The sequence below is a fragment of the Stenotrophomonas sp. Steno-C18 genome, from assembly GCF_056393195.1.
Genome location: NZ_JBWJOX010000001.1, coordinates 178,052 through 195,588, shown reverse-complemented (window position 1 = coordinate 195,588; position 17,537 = coordinate 178,052). Strand labels below are relative to the sequence as shown.

Below are 17,537 nucleotides of genomic sequence, written 5' to 3'. Positions count from 1 at the left end.
GGCTCAGACACCGGCCCAGGCTTCCACTTCGTCGATGAAGCGGTAGACATCGCGGTAACGGTTGTACATCGGCGTGGGCGAGATGCGGATCACGTCCGGTTCGCGCCAGTCGCCCAGCACGCCCACCGATTGCAGGTATTCGAACAGCGAGCGGCCCTGGCTGCGGCCGCCGTTCACGCGCAGCGACAACTGGCAGCCGCGGCGTTCGATGTCGCTCGGGGTGATGACCTGCAGCACTTCACCCAGGCGCGCGCGGACCATCGTTTCCAGGTAGCCGGTCAGCCGCTCGGACTTGGCCCGCAGCGCCGGCATGCCGGCGTCGTCGAACAAGGCCAGCGAGGCCCGCAGCGGGGCCAGGCCGAGTACCGGCGGGTTGCTCAGCTGCCAGCCTTCGGCGCCGACTTCCGGCACGAACTGCGGCGCCATCTGGAAGCGGGTGGCCTGCTCGTGGCCCCACCAGCCGGCAAAGCGCGGCAGCGTGGTGTCGTTGGCATGGCGCTCGTGCACGAAGCAACCGGCGACCGCGCCGGGGCCGGCATTGAGGTACTTGTAGTGGCACCACACCGCGAAGTCGGGGGCGATGTCGTGCAAGGCCAGCGGCACGTTGCCGACCGAATGGGCCAGGTCGAAGCCGATGTTGGCGCCGTGTGCACGCGCCAGCCGGGTGATCGCGTCCAGGTCGAACACCTGGCCGGTGCGGTACTGCACGCCCGGCCAGAGCACCAGCGCCACGCGCTTGCCGTTGTCGGCGATGGCGCGCTCGATCGCGCCCATCGAAATGGTGCCGTTGGGCTCGTCCGGCTGGACCTCGATCAGGTCGGTGTCCGGGTTGAAGCCGTGGAAGCGGATCTGCGCCTCGACCGCATGGCGGTCGGTCGGGAATGCGCCGGCTTCCATCACGATGGCCGGACGCTCGGCGGTCGGGCGGTAGAAGCTGACCATCATCAGGTGCAGGTTCACGCTCAGCGTGTTCATCGCCACCACTTCGCCGGGCAGCGCGCCGACCACGCGGGCCAGCGAGTCGCGCACCAGCCGGTGGTAACTCATCCAGTGCGTGGGACCGGTGAAATGGCCCTCCACGGCAATGCTTGCCCACAGGTCCATGACTTCCTGCACCATCGCCTTGGCACCCTTGGGCTGCAGGCCCAGCGAGTTGCCGACGAAGTAGATCTGGTCCTCGGCGTCGTGCTGCGGGATCAGGAACTGGTTGCGCAGGTGGCGCAGCGGATCGGCAGCATCCAGTGCGGTGGCGTGGGCCGGGGACAGGGTTTCGTTCATCGGTGTGCGGGCGTCGAGAAAGAACCCGCAGTGTACCCCGGCACCGCGCCCCGGCTCAGGCCTCCGGGGTGGCCGGCTGGGGCAGCGGATGGACCGTGCCGCATTGCGTGCAGGTCCGGTGCTGCAGGGAGGAGTGGAAGCGATCGAAGACCTTGGGCAGGTCGGTCTCGATGTTCTTCAACGGGAAGAACTCCTCGTAGATCTTGTGGTTGCAGCTTGGGCAGAACCACATGAATCCATCCAGTTCATGTTCCAGCCGCTTGCGCTCGACCACCAGCCCGACCGAGCCGGGCATGCGCTGCGGCGAATGCGGCACGCGCGGCGGCAGCAGGAAGATCTCGCCGGCCCGGATCGGGATGTCGCGCACCGTGCCGTCTTCCTGCACGCGCAGCACCATCTCGCCTTCCAGCTGGTAGAACCACTCCGGGCCTTCGTCCCAGTGGTAGTCGCTGCGGCTGTTGGGGCCGCCGACCACCATCACGATGAAGTCGCCGTTCTCGATCATCTTGTTGCCGACCGGCGGCTTGAGCAGGTGGCGGTGTTCCTCGATCCAGCCAGGCAGGTTGATGGGGGAAGCAAGCATGCGGATGTCCCGGCGGAAGATTTGCCTTCGCCCGTCGACGGGAGAAGGTGCCCCGAAGGGGCGGATGAGGGGGGCTCTTTTGCGTAAGCCCAAACGTACGACTCAGTGCCGCTTGCCGCGCCGCGGCACGAACGACAATGCCTTCTCGTAGGCCGGCTGCAATTCTTCCGGTGCACCGACGTCGATGCCCATCTCGCTGACCCGGCCGTCGCGCAGGCTGTAGACCCAGCCGTGCACCATCAGCTTCTGGCCGCGTGCCCAGGCGTCCTGCACGATGGTCGAGTGGCAGGCATTGACCACCTGCTCGATCACGTTCAGTTCGCACAGGCGGGCGTGGCGCAGCTCCGGGTCCTCGATCTGGGACAGGATGTCGTTGTGCTTCTGCGCGACATCGCCGACGTGGCGCAGCCAATTGTCGGCCAGGCCGACGCGCACCTTGTTCAACGCCGCATGCACGCCGCCACAACCGTAGTGGCCGACGATCAGGATGTGCTTGATCTTGAGCTGGTCCACCGCGTACTGGATCACGCTCAGGCAGTTCAGGTCGGTATGCACCACCACGTTGGCGACATTGCGGTGCACGAACACCTCGCCCGGCGCCATGCCGATGATCTGGTTGGCCGGCACGCGCGAGTCGGAGCAGCCGATCCACAGGTATTCCGGGTTCTGCTGCTTGGCCAGCTGGTGGAAGAACTCCGGGTCTTCACGTTCGATCCGGTCCGCCCATTCGCGGTTGTTCTGCAGCAGCTTGAGGATGTCTTTCATCGTTGGGATTCCCTTGCGATCAGGTAGGAGAGGGCGTCGCACCGTGGGGCGGTACGACGTCGCGGGAAGCGTTGTCGTCAGTCGTCGCCGGCCAGTCCGCGGCGGAACCGGCGCATCCACTGCGCAAGTTCGCGGTTGTCGGCATCGGCCAGCGCATCGAGGGCATCGATGACGGCCAGCTGGTTGGATTCGGGATGGTTCTGGTTGAACTTCAGCGTGATCTCGGTGCGCTGTGCCTGGAAGCGGAAGCCGACGATGCCGCGCAACATGCGCTGGTGGGGCGCATGGTCGCGTTCAAAGCGCCAGGCCTGGCCGGCGCGGGCCTCGAAATGGTCGCTGAGCTGTTCCAGCAGGTGGGAAAGGCCGTCGGCGTCATCGAAGGTGTGCAACTGGCCGGTCAACTCGGCGCCGGCATGGTTCCAGGTCGGGACCCGCGAGGCGGCCTCCTTGTCCGGGTACCAACTGGCCGACACATAGCCGTGCGGTCCGTTGACCAGCACCTTGGCCGCGCCGGAATGGCGGGCCTGCGGGTTGGGCCGCGCCCAGTGGCCGCTCAGCTCGATCCGGTCGCCCTCACGCCGGTACAGCACCGGCAGCCGGCTGGCTTCCGGCATGCCGTCGGCGCCGAGGGTCAGTACGGTGACGAACGGGTCGCGCGCCAGCAACAGGTCCAGCCAGCGCAGATCGGTTTCGGCGAAGGCGGCCGGGGTGAACATCGGCCCGGATCAGGCCCGCCCGCCGAGCAGTTGCACCATGCGTCCGCGCAGGGCGTCGTCATCGCTGGCCTGCGGTGGCTGCACCTCGCTCAGCGAGAAGCCGCGTGCCAGCGCATCTTCTTCGTCCAGGCCGTCGTAGGCCACGAATTCGGCGTCGAACAACTGCGCGCGGGCGGTGTCCTCGCTGTCATAGCTGAGCGTGTTGCCGTCGCTGTCCAGCACCTCGGCGGTGCCGGCCGGGCGCACGCGCAGGCGTGCCCAGATCAGGGTGTTGCCGAGATGGGCCAGCCACCACTGGTCGGTGGGCGTGTCGGAGTCGTTCATTTCAGTACCAGGGAATAGAGCCAAAGCAGGCCGGCCATGCCCAGCCCGAACCAGATCACGTACAAGGCGATCCGGGCCGGGGTGGCCAGGCCGCTGAGTGCGCGGTCATCGAGCGCGCGGTAGCGGCCGCTGACCAGCCAGCGCAAGGCCTTGCCGTCGAGGAAGGCGAACTCGCCAAAGCCATCGGCAACTGCCGGGTGGCGGTCGCGGACATGCACCAGGGTCAGTGGCCAGAAGATCAGCAGCGCGCTGAACCCGGCGATGGCCACGCCGACGAAGCACAGGGCGAAGAACAGGGTCATGCGCGCGGAGCCCGGTGACGGCAAGCAAGGGCAGGGCGGACAGCCGTGCCATGGGCGGTGACGGTGTTCACGGCGACCTGCTTTCTCATCACAAGGCTCCTGTCGATATCAGAACTCGGCCGAACCCGGGGCGCGCGGGTAGGGGATGGCGTCGCGGATGTTGGACAGGCCGCAGACGTAGACCACCAGGCGCTCGAAGCCCAGGCCGAAGCCGGCGTGCGGCACCGAGCCGTAGCGACGGAAATCGCGGTACCACTGGTAGTGCTCCGGATCCAGGCCGAACTGCGCCATGCGCGCGTCCAGCACGTCCAGGCGCTCTTCGCGCTGGCTGCCGCCGATGATCTCGCCGATGCCCGGGGCCAGCACGTCCATCGCCGCGACGGTCCTGCCGTCGTCGTTCAGGCGCATGTAGAAGGCCTTGATGTGCTCGGGGTAGTTGGTCACCACCACCGGGCGGCCGACGTGTTCCTCGGTCAGCCAGCGCTCGTGCTCGGTCTGCAGGTCCAGGCCCCATTCGACCGGGTAGTCGAACTTCTTGCCCGACTTCTGCAGCAGGGTGATCGCATCGCTGTACTCGATGCGCTCGAACGGTGCGTTGACGAACGACTCCAGGCGGGTGATGGCGTCCTTCTGCACGCGCTCGGCGATGAAGGCCATGTCGTCGGCGCGCTCGTCGAGCACCGCGCGGAACAGGTACTTCAGGAACTCCTCGGCCACGCGCGCGTCCTCGGCCAGGTCGGCGAAGGCGATCTCCGGCTCCACCATCCAGAACTCGGCCAGGTGGCGGGTGGTGTGGCTGTTCTCGGCGCGGAAGGTCGGGCCGAAGGTGTAGACCTTGCTCAGTGCCAGGCAGTACGCCTCGACGTTGAGCTGGCCGGACACGGTCAGGAAGGTTTCCTTACCGAAGAAGTCGCGGCTGAAGTCGATCTCGCCGTTGCCGGTGCGCGGCAGGTTGGCCATGTCCAGCGTGGAGACGCGGAACATCTGGCCGGCGCCTTCGGCGTCGGAGGTGGTGATGATCGGGGTGCTGATCCAGTAGAAGCCGTTCTCGTGGAAGTAACGGTGCACGGCCTTGGACAGGCAGTCGCGGATGCGGGTGACCGCACCGAACAGGTTGGTGCGCGGGCGCAGGTGCGCCACTTCACGCAGGAACTCCGGCGACATCGGCTTGGGCTGGATCGGGTAGGTCAGCGGGTCCTCGACCCAGCCGACCACTTCCAGCGTCTGTGCCTGGATCTCGAAGCTCTGCCCCTTGCCCTGCGACTTGACCAGGGTGCCGGTGGCGATCACCGAGCAGCTGGGGGTCAGGCTCTTGATCTCTTCGAAATTGGACAGCGTGTCGGTAGCCACGACCTGGATCGGGGCAAAGCCCGAGCCGTCGCTGACGTTGACGAAGGCCAGCCCCGCCGAGCCGCGCACCGTGCGCACCCACCCGCGAACCGTGACTTCTCCGCCTTCCGGGATCTTCCCGGCAAGGGCGTGTGCAACGCTGACCACCGTCATGACTTGAATCCTCTGTTGATCGACTCGATCTGTGAATGCGTGATTTTAGCGGCCTAAACGCCGGGCACGCGAGGCATTTATCAACGCTTGCGCTTCCCGGAGCCTGGCCACATCTATAATTGGACCGTAAATCTGCTGGAGTCGCCCCGCATGGCTGTTCATCTGACCCCCGTCGCCCATTCGCGCGTGCAGCGCTTCGTCAGTTCCACGCCCGGCGCGTTGGGCCTGCGTTTTGGCGTGACCCGCACGGGTTGCTCCGGTTGGGGGCACATCACCGACCTGGCCAAGGACCAGCGTGAAGGCGACACCGTGTTCGAGCAGGACGGGGTGCGCATCTACGTCGACGCACAGAGCCTGCCGCTGGTGGATGGCACCGAGATCGACTTCGGCAAGCATGGCCTCAGCGAGACCTTCACCTTCAACAATCCCAACGCCGCCGCCGAATGCGGGTGCGGGGAGAGCTTCACCACCGACGAAGCCCTGGGCTGAGTCGACCGCCCAGCCGCGCTGGCGCCGAACCGCGCGCCACTGCGGCCTTGCACGACGGATTCCCGCCGGGCGTTCGTGCCCAGCAAGCGTGCCGGGCATGGCTCGGCATTACGTGCAGGTTTGCCCTGCCGGCGCCTGGCGACGCTCCAGCGCCACCGCCACGCCCCACAGCAGCAGGCCGACCGCCGCCGTCGCGGCGCCGACCCAGCCGGTCGAGCCATAGCCGAAACCTGCACCGATCGCCATGCCGCCCAGCCAGGGACCCAGCGCATTGGCGGTATTGAACGCGGCGTGGTTCGACGCCGCGGCCAGCGTCTGGGCCTCGCCGGCGGCGTCCATCAGGCGGGTCTGCAGGGCCGCGGCCAGGGCGCCCATGGTGCCCACCGCGATCACTGCCGGCACCATCGCCCAGGCCGAGTGCGCGGCCAGCGGGTACAGCAGCAACACCACGATCGACCAGGCCAGCAACACGCCGGCGGCGCGGAACTGCAACCGGTCCACCAGCTTGCCGCCGGCCACGTTGCCGATGATGGCGCCCACGCCGAACAGGCAGACCGCCACCGGCATCCAGCGTTCGTCCACGCCGGTGACATGCACCAGGGTCGGTGCGAGGTAGGTGAATACGCAGAACATGCCGGCGAAGCCGATCGCGCCGATCGCCAGCGCCAGCCAGACCTGCGGCGTGTTGAAGGCGCGCAGCTCGCGCATCGGCGTGGTGCGCACCTCGTTCGGGTCGGGGGCCAGCTGGCGGGCGACCATCAGTACGGTGGCGATGGCCAGCAGACTGACCAGGCCGAAGGCGGTGCGCCAGGTGAACTGCTGGCCCAGCCAGGTCGTCAATGGATTGCCGACCAGGATGGCGATGGACAGTCCCAGCAGCACCCGCGAGACGGCCGAGCCGCGCTGTTCGGGCGGGCTGATCGAAGCGGCCACCAGCATCGCCACGCCGAAATAGGCGCCATGCGGCAGGCCGGCCACGAAGCGGGCCAGCAGCATCGTGGCGTAGTTCGGCGCAAGGGCGCTGGCCAGGTTGCCAGCGGCATAGAAGCCCATCAGCCACAACAGCAGGGTGCGCCGGCTCACGCTGGCGCCGGCGAAGGCCAGTACCGGCGCGCCCACCACCACGCCGATCGCGTAGGCGCTGATCAGGTGGCCGACCTGGGCTTCGCTGATGGCCAGGCCACGGCTGATCTCCAGCATCAGGCCCATGCTGGCGAATTCGCTGGTGCCGATGGCGAAGCCGCCGAGGGAGAGGGCGAGGAGGATGAAGGTGCGTTGGCGCGGGCTCAGCGAGGCGGCCAGGGAGGGCAGAGGGGGCACGAGGGCTCCGGGTGCGGCGTGGAAGCGGTTACAGAGTGTACTTGCTGCGGCGCAGCAGTTGATTGGTCGGGCCGGGTGCAGGCATCGGATGCTGTGTTCAGCCGGACGCACTGCCTGACTTGCCTGCGGGCCGGTTCGGGTGGATAATTGCCGGCTTCCTGCGCCCCGGCGCGGGATCCCTTGCCCCACCGCAATCCACGGCGGGGGGCTGTCCGGCCCGCAAGGGCTACATCCGAAAGGTATGAAAACATGAGTCGTCATTACGAAGTCGTGTTCCTGGTCCACCCGGACCAGAGCGAACAGGTTCCCGCCATGATCGAGCGCTACAAGGCGCTGGTCGAAGCCGGCAACGGCACCATCCACCGTCTGGAAGACTGGGGCCGCCGCCAGCTGGCGTACCCGATCCAGAACCTGGTCAAGGCCCACTATGTTCTGCTGAACATCGAAGCCGACCAGTCGGTCCTGAACGAGCTGACCGAAAGCTTCCGCTTCAACGACGCCGTGCTGCGCAACCTGGTCATCAAGCGTGACGAGGCTGACACCGAGCAGTCGCTGATCATGAAGAGCAAGGACGAGAAGGGTGACAAGCCCGAGCGTGGCGAGCGTCGTCGTCGTGACGACGAAGAAGGTGCCACTTCCAACAACGACGAAGCCGGCGACGACGCCGCTTCTGCTGAATAAGGAGCACTTTCATGTCCAAGTTCTTCCGTCGCCGCAAGTTCTGCAAGTTCACCGCCGAAGGCGTGAAGGAGATCGATTACAAGGATCTCAACACCCTGCGCCAGTACCTGACCGAGAACGGCAAGATCGTTCCGAGCCGCGTCACCGGCACCAAGTCCAAGTACCAGCGCCAGCTGTCGACGGCCGTCAAGCGCGCCCGTTTCCTGGCCCTGATCCCGTACACGGACAACCACGACGTCTGATGAGGCGCGGAGCGCTGGCCGGCCCTGCCGGTTCGGGCGCTCCGGTCTTCTCTACACCGTCCATTCGGACAGCAAGCGTTGCGGCGCCCCCGGGTGCCGCTAACGAATAACGGAGCACTACCAATGAAGCTGATTCTCCTGCAGAAAGTGACCAACCTCGGCGGCCTGGGCGACCTGGTCGACGTGAAGCCGGGCTACGGCCGCAACTTCCTCGTGCCGCAGGGCAAGGCCGTCCCGGCCACCGAGAGCAACGTTGCCGAGTTCGAAGCCAAGCGCGCCGAGTACGAAGCCAAGGCCAAGGCGGCCCATGACGGCGCCGAAAGCCGCGCTGCCAAGTTCGAAGGCGCCAGCGTCACCATCGGTGCGCACGCTTCGACCGAAGGCAAGCTGTATGGCTCGGTTGGCCCGCGCGACATCGCCGAAGCCTTCACCGCTGCCGGCCTGGAGCTGAGCAAGAGCGAAGTGATCCTGGGCGAAGGCGCGTTCCGCAACGTGGGCGAGTACGACGTGATCGTCAAGCTGCACGCCGACGTGGAAACCACCGTCAAGGTCATCGTCGAAGCCGACGCCTGATCCTGCCGCACGGGTTGCAAAGAACGGGCGCCGAAAGGCGCCCGTTTCTTTTGCCCGGCCGCCGCCGACCGCCCGTGAACCAAGGGTGTCGCTATACTCGGTTGCCAATGCCGCCTCGTGAACATTGAATCTCCACGGATATCAATGACTTGAGGGCGGAAGCGGAACCTCCGGAGTTTCCCTCCGGGCAACGGCTGGAACGCCGGGGCCCGCCAACAGCCCGAATCCATGCGTCTATCCACGATCAAGCTCTCTGGTTTCAAGTCGTTCGTCGATCCCACGACGCTGCACCTGCCGACCAACATGACCGGCGTGGTCGGCCCGAACGGCTGTGGCAAGTCCAACATCATCGACGCGGTGCGCTGGGTGATGGGCGAGAGCTCGGCCAGCCGCCTGCGCGGCGATTCGCTGACCGACGTGATCTTTTCCGGCGCCTCCGGGCGCAAGCCGGTGTCGCAGGCCACGGTCGAGCTGATCTTCGACAATTCCGACCACACCATTTCCGGCGAGTACGCCTCGTTCACCGAGATCTCGGTCAAGCGCACCGTCAGCCGCGACGGCAGCAGCAACTACTACTTGAACGGCACCAAGTGCCGGCGTCGCGACATCACCGACCTGTTCCTGGGTACCGGCCTGGGGCCGCGCAGCTACTCGATCATCGAGCAGGGCATGATCAGCCAGATCATCGAGGCGCGCCCGGAAGACCTGCGTGTGTATCTGGAGGAGGCGGCCGGCATCTCCAAGTACAAGGAGCGCCGCAAGGAAACCGAGACCCGCATCCGCCACACCCGCGAGAACCTGGACCGCCTGAACGACCTGCGCGAGGAGATCGGCAAGCAGCTGGAGCACCTCAAGCGCCAGGCCAGGCAGGCCGAGCAGTACCAGACCTTGCAGGAAGAGCGCCGGGTCAAGGATGCCGAGTGGAAGGCGCTGGAGTTCCGTGGGCTGGATGGCCGCCTGGGTGGGCTGCGCGAAGCGCTGTCGCGGGAGGAAACCAAGCTGCAGCAGCTGATCGCCGAGCAGCGCGAGGCCGAGAGCGGCATCGAGACCGGCCGCGTGCGCCGCGAGGAGGCCGCCGAGGCGCTCAATCGCGCCCAGGCCGACGTCTATCAGGTGGGCAGCACGCTGGCCCGCCTCGAACAGCAGATCCAGCACCAGCGCGAGATGGCGCAACGCCTGCACAAGGCGCGTGACGAGACCCGGCAGGCGCTGGCCGACCTGGGCCAGCACATCAGCGGCGACGAAGCCCGCCTGATCGTGCTGCGTGAAGCGGTCGACGAGGCCGAGCCGAAGCTGGAGCAGTTGCAGGAAGAGAACGAATTCCGCCAGGAAGCCCTGCGTGAGGCCGAGGCCCGGCTGGCCGACTGGCAGCTGCGCTGGGAGGCGCACACCCGCAACACCTCCGAAGCCACCCGTTCCGGCGAGGTCGAGCGCACCCGCGTGGACTACCTGGATCGACAGATCCTGGAAGCCGATCGCCGCCGCGAAGCCCTCAGCGCCGAGCGTGCCAGCCTGGACCTGGACGCGCTGGCCGAGGCCTTCGAACAACTGCAACTGCAGCATGAAACCCAGAAGACCACGGTCGACGAACTGAGCGAGCAGGTCGAATCCCGCAAGGAGACCGCCGCGACGCTGCAGGAAACGCAGCGCGGCAGCCAATCCGAGCTGGCCGACGTGCGCCAGCAGGTGCAGGCCGCGCGCGGCCGGTTGTCATCGCTGGAAGCGCTGCAGCAGGCGGCGCTGGGCCAGGAGCAGGGTGCCGCGGTGGCCTGGTTGAAGGCGCGCGGGCTGGATTCGGCGGCGCGTGTGGGCGAGCGCATCAGTGTCGAAGGCGGTTGGGAAAACGCGGTGGAAAGCGCGTTGGGCCAGCTGATCGAAGGCGTGCTGGTGGAGGCGCCGGAAACCCTGGTCGAGGCGCTGGGCGAACTCGGCGAGGGCCGCATCACGCTGGTGTCGGCCGACGAAGGCAAGGCGGATTTCGCCGCGACCTCGCTGGCCGCCAAGGTGCAGGGGCCGTTGGCCATCCGCCGTCTGCTGATGCACCTGCACGCGGCCGAGGACCTGCCCCAGGCGCGGGCGTTGCAGGCCAAGCTGCCGGCGGGCGATGCGGTCATCACCCGTGACGGCGAGCGGTTGGGCGATGGTTGGCTTCAGGTGTCCCATTCCGGTGCCGCCCAGCAGGGTGCGCTGCTGCGTGAGCGCGAGATCGTCTCCCTGCGTGAGCAGATCGAGGGCCTGCAGGCCCGGGAAGGTGAGCTGGTCGAACAACTGGCCAGCCTGCGCGAGCAGTTGCTGGCCGCCGAGCAGCACCGCGAGGAAGCGCAGCGGGCCCTGTACCAGGCGCACCGCGCGACGTCGGAACTGGCGGGGCAACTGCAGAGCCAGCAGGGGCGCGTGGATGCCGCGCGGACCCGCATCGAGCGCATCGAGAACGAGTTGGCCCAGCTGCTTGAAGCACTGGATGAAAGCCGCGAGCAGGCCAGCGAGGCGCGCGTGCGGCTGGAAGATGCGGTGTCGAGCATGGGCGACCTGGAGTCGGGCAAGCAGACGCTGGAAAGCGAACGCCGGCAGCTGACCGAAGCACGTGACCTGGCCCGCGACGGCGCGCGCAGCGTGCGCGACAACATGCATGCATTGGCCCTGACGCTGGAGTCGCAGCGCACCCAGATCGCCTCGTTGAGCCAGGCGCTGGAGCGCATGAGCAGCCAGCGCGGGCAACTGGATTCGCGCTTGGGCGAACTGCATTCGCAGCTGGATGACGGTGACACGCCGGTGCAGGCGCTGGAAGCCGAGCACCAGAACGCACTGGGCGAGCGGGTTCGCGTGGAGCGCGTGCTGGGCGAGGCGCGGGCGCTGCTGGAGAGCGTGGACGCCGAGCTGCGCAAGCTGGAGCAGACCCGACAGCAGCGCGACGAGCAGGCCCTGGCCCAGCGCGAACGCATTTCCCAGCGCAAGCTGGACCAGCAGGCGCTGGTGCTCAGCGCCGAGCAGTTGTCCGGCGCGGTCGAGAAGGCCGGGTTCGTCCTGCAGGACGTGATCAACACGCTGCCCGAGGACGCGCGCCTGTCCGACTGGGAGCAGGCCGTGCACCAGATCGACGCGCGCATGCGCCGGCTGGAACCGGTCAACCTGGCGGCGATCCAGGAGTACGGCGAGGCGTCGCAGCGCTCGGAGTACCTGGACGCGCAGAACGTGGACCTGACCACCGCGCTGGAGACGCTGGAAGACGCCATCCGCAAGATCGACCGCGAGACCCGCGGCCGTTTCAAGGACACCTTCGACCGCGTCAACACCGGCGTGCAGGCACTGTACCCGCGCCTGTTCGGCGGCGGCCATGCCTACCTGGAGCTGACCGGCGAAGACCTGCTCGACACCGGCGTGACCATCATGGCGCGCCCGCCGGGCAAGCGCGTGTCCAGCATCTCGCTGCTGTCCGGCGGCGAGAAGGCGATGACCGCGGTGGCGCTGGTGTTTGCCATCTTCCAGCTCAACCCGGCCCCGTTCTGCCTGCTGGACGAGGTGGACGCGCCGCTGGACGAGGCCAACGTCGGCCGCCTGGCCAACATGGTCAAGGAAATGAGCGAGAAGGTGCAGTTCCTGTTCGTCAGCCATAACAAGGCCACCATGGAGGCTGCCCACCAGCTCTCCGGCGTGACCATGCGCGAGCCGGGCGTCAGCCGTCTGGTCAGCGTGGACCTGGAAGAGGCCGCGCGATTGGCGGGCGCGGCCTGACGTGCCATTCTTTAGCCACCTGAACGATTTACCCGGAGATTCCCACGCATGTCCGACATGGCACTGTTGCGTATCGGCATTCTGGTTGCCGGACTGCTGCTGATTGCAGCCATCTTCCTGTTTGGCCGCCCCCGCAAGGCGGCGCAGGGCAAGCGCAAGGAGCCGGTGGACACCGCCGAGCGCCCGTCGCGGCGTGAGCCGGTACTGGGCGCGGTGGAGGAGGGCGGTGCGCCGGGCGAAGGTGCCGATGGCGAGCCGGTCACCCAGGCCGAGCTGGGCCTGCTCGACACCGAGCCGGCCGGTGGCAGCGACCTGGGCAAGCGCCCGAGCCAGGATTTCGACAAGATCGTTTCCCTGTACGTCGCCGCCCGCGCCGGCCAGGTGCTGCGTGGCGAGGACATCGTGGTAGCCGCCGAGAAGACCGGGCTGGTCTTCGGTTACATGGGCGTGTTCCACCGTCTGGTCGAGGGCCACCCGGAGCGGGGGCCGATCTTCTCGATGGCCAGCATCATGAAGCCGGGCAGCTTCGACATGGCCAACATCCGTGAGATGGAGACTCCGGCCATCGCCTTCTTCCTGACCCTGCCGGCGCCGATGACCGCGCTGGACGCCTGGGAAAAGATGCTGCCGACCGTGCAGCGCATGGGTGAGCTGCTCGACGGCGTAGTGCTGGATGACAGCCGCAACGCCCTCGGCCGCCAACGCATCGCGCATATCCGCGACGAGCTGCGCGCCTACGACCGCCAGCACCAGGCGCCGCCGCTGACCAAGTCGCCGCGCTGGTGATCTTCCCCATCCCTTTGCCGCAGGCAAGGGGAGGGCCGGGGAGGGGGCCTTTCGCATCTTCCTCGGGCCGCAGATGAGAACCTCCGTTGGCAGGTATTGCCGCCAACGCGACCACAACGGCTCCGGCCCTCATCGCATCCACACCCTCGCGGTTTAAAATCACCGCATGACTTCCAACACCCCCGCCTCCCAGCGCGTCGCCGAGCTGCGAAAGCTGCTGACCGACGCTTCACGCGCCTATCACGAGCGCGACGAACAGATCATTCCCGACGCCGAGTACGACCACCTCATCCGTGAGCTGGAGGCGCTGGAGGCGGCGCATCCGGAGTTGGATTCGCCCGACTCGGTGACCCATGCGGTGGGCGGCAAGGCGTCCTCGCGGTTTCCCGAGGTCGTGCATGCGGTGCCGATGCTGTCGCTGGGCAATGCCTTCAGCGACGAGGAAGTGCGTGACTTCGTGCGCCGCATCGACGAGCGCCTGCGCCGGCCGACGCTGATGTTCTCCGCCGAGCCCAAGCTCGACGGCCTGGCGATCAACCTGCGCTACGAGAACGGCGTGTTCGTGCAGGGCGCAACCCGTGGCGACGGTGCCACCGGCGAGGACGTCAGCGCCAACCTGCGCCAGATCAAGGTGATCCCGCAGCAGTTGCAGGGCGAGGGCTGGCCGGACGTGCTGGAAGTGCGCGGCGAGGTCTACATGCCGCGCGCGGACTTCGAGCGCTACAACGAGCAGGCGCGCCTGCACGGCGGCAAGGTGCTGGCCAACCCACGCAACGGCGCGGCTGGCTCGCTGCGCCAGCTGGACCCGAAGATCAGCGCCCAACGCCCGCTGAGCTTCTATGCCTACGGTCTGGGCGAAGTGGACGGTGAACTGCCGCCGACCCATTCCGGCACGCTCGCGCAGCTGGCGCGCTGGGGCTTCCCGGTCAGCGACCTGTGCCAGGTGGTGGAAGGTGCCGATGGCCTGCTGGCGTATTACCGCGACATCGGCGCGCGCCGCGACGGCCTGGCCTTCGACATCGATGGCGTGGTCTACAAGCTCGATGACCGCGAAGGCCAGCAGGAAATGGGCTTCGTTGCGCGCGCGCCGCGTTGGGCCATCGCCCACAAGTTCCCGGCGCAGGAGCAGACCACCACGGTCGAGGCCATCGAGATCCAGATCGGCCGCACCGGCGCGGCGACGCCGGTGGCCCGCCTGAAGCCGGTGCACGTGGCCGGCGTGGTGGTGACCAACGCCACCCTGCACAACGCCGACCAGATCGCGCGGTTGGACGTGCGCGTCGGCGACACGGTGATCGTGCGCCGTGCCGGTGACGTGATCCCGGAAGTGGTCAGCGTCATCACCGACCGCCGCCCCGAGGGCACCACGCCGTGGCAGATGCCGGCCAACTGCCCGGTGTGCGGTTCGGAAATCGTCCGCGAGGAAGGCGAGGCGGTATGGCGTTGCTCCGGTGAGCTGAGCTGCCCGGCGCAGCGCAAGGAGGCCATTGCCCATTTCGCCTCGCGCAAGGCCATGGACATCGATGGGCTCGGTGACAAGTACATCGAGACGCTGGTGGATGCCGGCATCGTGCGCGGCGTGGCCGACCTGTACGCGCTGCAGCGCGACCAGTTGCTGGTGCTGAAGCTGGCGCTGGATGCCGAATCGCCGGAGGCCTTGGCGTCGCAGCTCAGCCTGCATCTGGCACCGGAAGGCAGCGGCGGGACGCTGAACCAGATCCTCCGGCTGGACGCGGCCGACGCCGGCTGGCGTGCGCGGGCATTGTCGGTGCCCGCCCGTTTCGAATGGAACACGAAGAAGATCGCGACCAAGTGGGCCGACAACCTCATCGCCGCCATCGCCAACAGCCGCAGTACCACGCTCAGCCGGCTGCTGTTCGCGCTGGGCATCGAGCACGTCGGCGAGAGCACCGCCAAGGCGTTGTCGGTCTGGTTTGGTGACCTGGCGCTGATCCGCCGCATGCCGTGGCCGCTGTTCAAGCGGGTGCCCGACATCGGTGGTGAAGTCGCGCGTTCGATCGGCCACTTCATGGCGCAGCCGGGCAACCAGCAGGCCATCGATGCGTTGCTGGCACGGGGCGTGCAGATCACCGATGCACACGCCCCCCACGCCAAGCTGCGCGCCGAGCTGAACCTGGCCAACATGCTGCAGGACCTGGAGATTCCCAAGGTCACGCCGGTACGGGCCAAGCAGTTGGCCGAAGCGTTCCCCTCGGCCGAGGCGATCCGCGACGAAAGCGCGCACAACTTCGTCACCGCCGGATTGCCGGCGGAGACCGCCAATGCGCTGGTGGCATGGCTGGACGTGGATGCCAACGCCGCCTTGTTCTCCGCCGCCGGGGCTGCGTTGCAGCAGTTGCTGGCGCTGACGCCCGAGGCGCAGCAGCAGGCGGCCGGTCCGCTGGAAGGCCAGACCGTGGTGCTGACCGGCACGCTGGCGCAGATGAACCGCGACGACGCCAAGGCGCAGCTGGAGGCGCTGGGCGCCAAGGTCGCCGGCAGCGTGTCGAAGAAGACCAGCTTCGTCGTCGCCGGCACAGAGGCCGGTTCCAAACTGGACAAGGCCAATGAACTGGGCGTGGCGGTGTGGGATGAAGCCCGGCTGCTGGCCTTCCTCGCCGAGAACGGGAAGCAGGCATGAGCGACGAACTGAAATGCCGTGTCGCCGACGCGCAGGACTTCCCGCGCATCATCGGCATGGTCCGTGATTTCTATGCGGAAGACCGCATCACCTACCAGCCCGCGCTGGTCGAGCCCGGCCTGCGCACGGTGCTGGAGGATGCGCGCTGCGGCGCCGTCCTGTTGTTGTCCTCCGAGGCGGTTGCCGACGCGGGTTACGTGACACTGGGGTGGTGTTTCAGCGTGGAGCAGGGAGGGCGTTTCGTTCTGCTCGACGAGTTATACCTCGCGCCCGCCGCGCGTGGCCGTGGTTGGGGCCGGCAGGCATTGGCGCTGGCGCGGGACTGGGCCGCAGGGCAGGGCGCGGCGGTGATCCGGCTGGAGGTCAATCACCACAACGCGCGGGCCAAGTCGCTGTACCTGTCGGCCGGGTATCGCGATGACGCACGCGACATCCTGACGTTGCCGCTGGTCGACGCGGTCGGGGAGCTGCACTCGTGATCGAGGCATTGCGCCAGCGGGCACGTCTGAATGCACTGATCCGCGCGTTCTTCGCGCGCCGGGAGGTGCTGGAGGTGGAAACGCCGATCATGTCCGCCGCCGGCAACACCGAGCCGAACATCGAGGGCTTCCAGACCCGCTTCACCGGGCACGTGGATGCCGGTTCGCCGCTGCGCTGGCTGCGGACCTCGCCGGAATATCCCCTCAAGCGGCTGCTGGCCGCCGGCGTGGGCGATTGCTACGAACTGGGCCGGGTGTTTCGCAACGGCGAAGCCGGTGGCCGGCACAACCCCGAGTTCACCATGCTGGAGTGGTACCGCGTCGGCTGGGATCATCACCAGCTGATCGAGGAAACCGTCGCGCTGGTGCGCGAAGCGCTGGCCGCGGTGGGCCGCGAAGCGTCGGTGCGCGTACTGACCTACCGCCAGTTGTTCCTGGAGACGATCGGGCTGGATCCCTTCCTGGCCGATGAAGCCACCCTGCGCGCGGCGCTGGGTGAGGTCGGCATCCAGCCCGAGGGCCTGACCCGCGATGATTGGCTGGACCTGCTGATGACCCATCGCATCCAGGCCCACTTCCTGCCTGACCAGATCACCGTCATCCATGACTGGCCCGCCACCCAGGCGGCACTGGCCAGGATCCGCAGGGAGGATCCGCCGGTGGCCGAGCGCTTCGAGTTGTACCTGGGGACGTTCGAACTGGCCAACGGCTACCACGAGCTGACCGACGCGCAGGAGCAGCGCCAGCGCTTCCAGCGTGACCTCGCGATCCGCGCTTCGCGTGGTGCGGAGGTGTTGCCGCTGGATGAGGCATTCCTGGCGGCGCTGCCGTCGATGCCTGCCTGCGCGGGCGTAGCGGTGGGCGTGGATCGCCTGCTGATGGCGTTGGCCGGCACCTCGCGCATCGCCGACGTGCTGGCGTTCGACTTCGCCAACGCCTGAACCGTCTTGCGATGCGCATGGCCTGAACAGACGCGGCGTTCATCGGCGAGGACGCTATCGCGGGATGAACGGGAATCATCTGAATATTCCCCGTAATGCCGATGATTTCAGGCCAATCACCCGTTCAGGTCATGGACCTGCCTTGCCGGCATGGCGATGATGATGCTTTGATCACAACCACT

At 67.4% G+C, this 17,537-nt stretch carries 17 protein-coding genes; 9 read left to right on the top strand and 8 right to left on the bottom strand.

Annotation, left to right across the window (positions count from 1 at the left end):
• Positions 1 to 3: 3 nt before the first annotated feature.
• The 7 genes from kynU to asnS all read right to left on the bottom strand — a co-directional run bounded on the left by kynU (position 4) and on the right by asnS (position 5,471).
• Positions 4 to 1,278, bottom strand: coding sequence for a kynureninase (kynU, locus tag AC06FE_RS00920; RefSeq protein ID WP_478071993.1), 1,275 nt, complete (start codon positions 1,276 to 1,278; stop codon positions 4 to 6).
• A gap of 55 nt (positions 1,279 to 1,333) precedes the next feature.
• Complete coding sequence (locus AC06FE_RS00915) at positions 1,334 to 1,861, bottom strand: 3-hydroxyanthranilate 3,4-dioxygenase (protein ID WP_132864260.1); 528 nt, start codon at positions 1,859 to 1,861, stop codon at positions 1,334 to 1,336.
• Positions 1,862 to 1,963: 102 nt separating this feature from the next.
• Complete coding sequence (can, locus tag AC06FE_RS00910) at positions 1,964 to 2,626, bottom strand: carbonate dehydratase (protein WP_478071992.1); 663 nt, start codon at positions 2,624 to 2,626, stop codon at positions 1,964 to 1,966.
• 77 nt (positions 2,627 to 2,703) lie between these two features.
• Positions 2,704 to 3,342 carry an FMN-binding negative transcriptional regulator gene (locus tag AC06FE_RS00905; RefSeq protein WP_478071991.1) on the bottom strand — a complete coding sequence of 213 codons (639 nt, stop codon included), beginning with the start codon at positions 3,340 to 3,342 and terminating at the stop codon, positions 2,704 to 2,706.
• 9 nt (positions 3,343 to 3,351) lie between these two features.
• Positions 3,352 to 3,666 carry a hypothetical protein gene (locus AC06FE_RS00900; RefSeq protein WP_313251001.1) on the bottom strand — a complete coding sequence of 105 codons (315 nt, stop codon included), beginning with the start codon at positions 3,664 to 3,666 and terminating at the stop codon, positions 3,352 to 3,354.
• A complete protein-coding gene (locus tag AC06FE_RS00895) occupies positions 3,663 to 3,968 on the bottom strand; it encodes a hypothetical protein (protein WP_132864256.1) in 306 nt (101 codons plus the stop codon). The genes AC06FE_RS00900 and AC06FE_RS00895 overlap by 4 nt, the downstream gene beginning before the upstream one ends.
• 108 nt (positions 3,969 to 4,076) lie before the next feature.
• Positions 4,077 to 5,471 carry an asparagine--tRNA ligase gene (asnS, locus tag AC06FE_RS00890; protein WP_132864255.1) on the bottom strand — a complete coding sequence of 465 codons (1,395 nt, stop codon included), beginning with the start codon at positions 5,469 to 5,471 and terminating at the stop codon, positions 4,077 to 4,079.
• A 150-nt stretch (positions 5,472 to 5,621) separates the two neighbouring features.
• Between asnS and AC06FE_RS00885 the strand changes: the two genes are divergently transcribed.
• On the top strand, positions 5,622 to 5,960 hold the full coding sequence (locus tag AC06FE_RS00885) for a HesB/IscA family protein (protein WP_132864254.1): 339 nt from the start codon (positions 5,622 to 5,624) through the stop codon (positions 5,958 to 5,960).
• Positions 5,961 to 6,068: 108 nt separating this feature from the next.
• Here AC06FE_RS00885 and AC06FE_RS00880 read toward each other — a convergent pair whose 3' ends face one another.
• A complete protein-coding gene (locus AC06FE_RS00880) occupies positions 6,069 to 7,280 on the bottom strand; it encodes an MFS transporter (RefSeq protein ID WP_478071990.1) in 1,212 nt (403 codons plus the stop codon).
• Between the two features lie 249 nt (positions 7,281 to 7,529).
• Here AC06FE_RS00880 and rpsF point away from each other — a divergent pair, with 249 nt between their 5' ends.
• The 8 genes from rpsF (at position 7,530) to epmA (ending at position 17,355) form a co-directional block, all read left to right on the top strand.
• Positions 7,530 to 7,961, top strand: a complete 432-nt coding sequence (rpsF, locus tag AC06FE_RS00875; RefSeq protein WP_132864252.1) for a 30S ribosomal protein S6 — start codon at positions 7,530 to 7,532, stop codon at positions 7,959 to 7,961.
• 11 nt (positions 7,962 to 7,972) lie between these two features.
• A complete protein-coding gene (rpsR, locus tag AC06FE_RS00870) occupies positions 7,973 to 8,203 on the top strand; it encodes a 30S ribosomal protein S18 (protein WP_054666474.1) in 231 nt (76 codons plus the stop codon).
• A 123-nt stretch (positions 8,204 to 8,326) separates the two neighbouring features.
• On the top strand, positions 8,327 to 8,776 hold the full coding sequence (gene rplI, locus AC06FE_RS00865; protein ID WP_132864251.1) for a 50S ribosomal protein L9: 450 nt from the start codon (positions 8,327 to 8,329) through the stop codon (positions 8,774 to 8,776).
• A gap of 228 nt (positions 8,777 to 9,004) precedes the next feature.
• Positions 9,005 to 12,508 carry a chromosome segregation protein SMC gene (gene smc / locus AC06FE_RS00860; RefSeq protein ID WP_478071989.1) on the top strand — a complete coding sequence of 1,168 codons (3,504 nt, stop codon included), beginning with the start codon at positions 9,005 to 9,007 and terminating at the stop codon, positions 12,506 to 12,508.
• A gap of 48 nt (positions 12,509 to 12,556) precedes the next feature.
• On the top strand, positions 12,557 to 13,294 hold the full coding sequence (zipA, locus tag AC06FE_RS00855; RefSeq protein ID WP_478071988.1) for a cell division protein ZipA: 738 nt from the start codon (positions 12,557 to 12,559) through the stop codon (positions 13,292 to 13,294).
• Positions 13,295 to 13,460: 166 nt separating this feature from the next.
• Positions 13,461 to 15,935, top strand: a complete 2,475-nt coding sequence (gene ligA / locus AC06FE_RS00850; protein WP_478071987.1) for an NAD-dependent DNA ligase LigA — start codon at positions 13,461 to 13,463, stop codon at positions 15,933 to 15,935.
• Positions 15,932 to 16,414: a GNAT family N-acetyltransferase gene (locus tag AC06FE_RS00845; RefSeq protein WP_323439539.1), complete on the top strand. Its 483-nt coding sequence runs from the start codon at positions 15,932 to 15,934 to the stop codon at positions 16,412 to 16,414. The genes ligA and AC06FE_RS00845 overlap by 4 nt, the downstream gene beginning before the upstream one ends.
• On the top strand, positions 16,411 to 17,355 hold the full coding sequence (gene epmA / locus AC06FE_RS00840) for an EF-P lysine aminoacylase EpmA (protein ID WP_313250988.1): 945 nt from the start codon (positions 16,411 to 16,413) through the stop codon (positions 17,353 to 17,355). The genes AC06FE_RS00845 and epmA overlap by 4 nt, the downstream gene beginning before the upstream one ends.
• Positions 17,356 to 17,537: the final 182 nt, after the last annotated feature.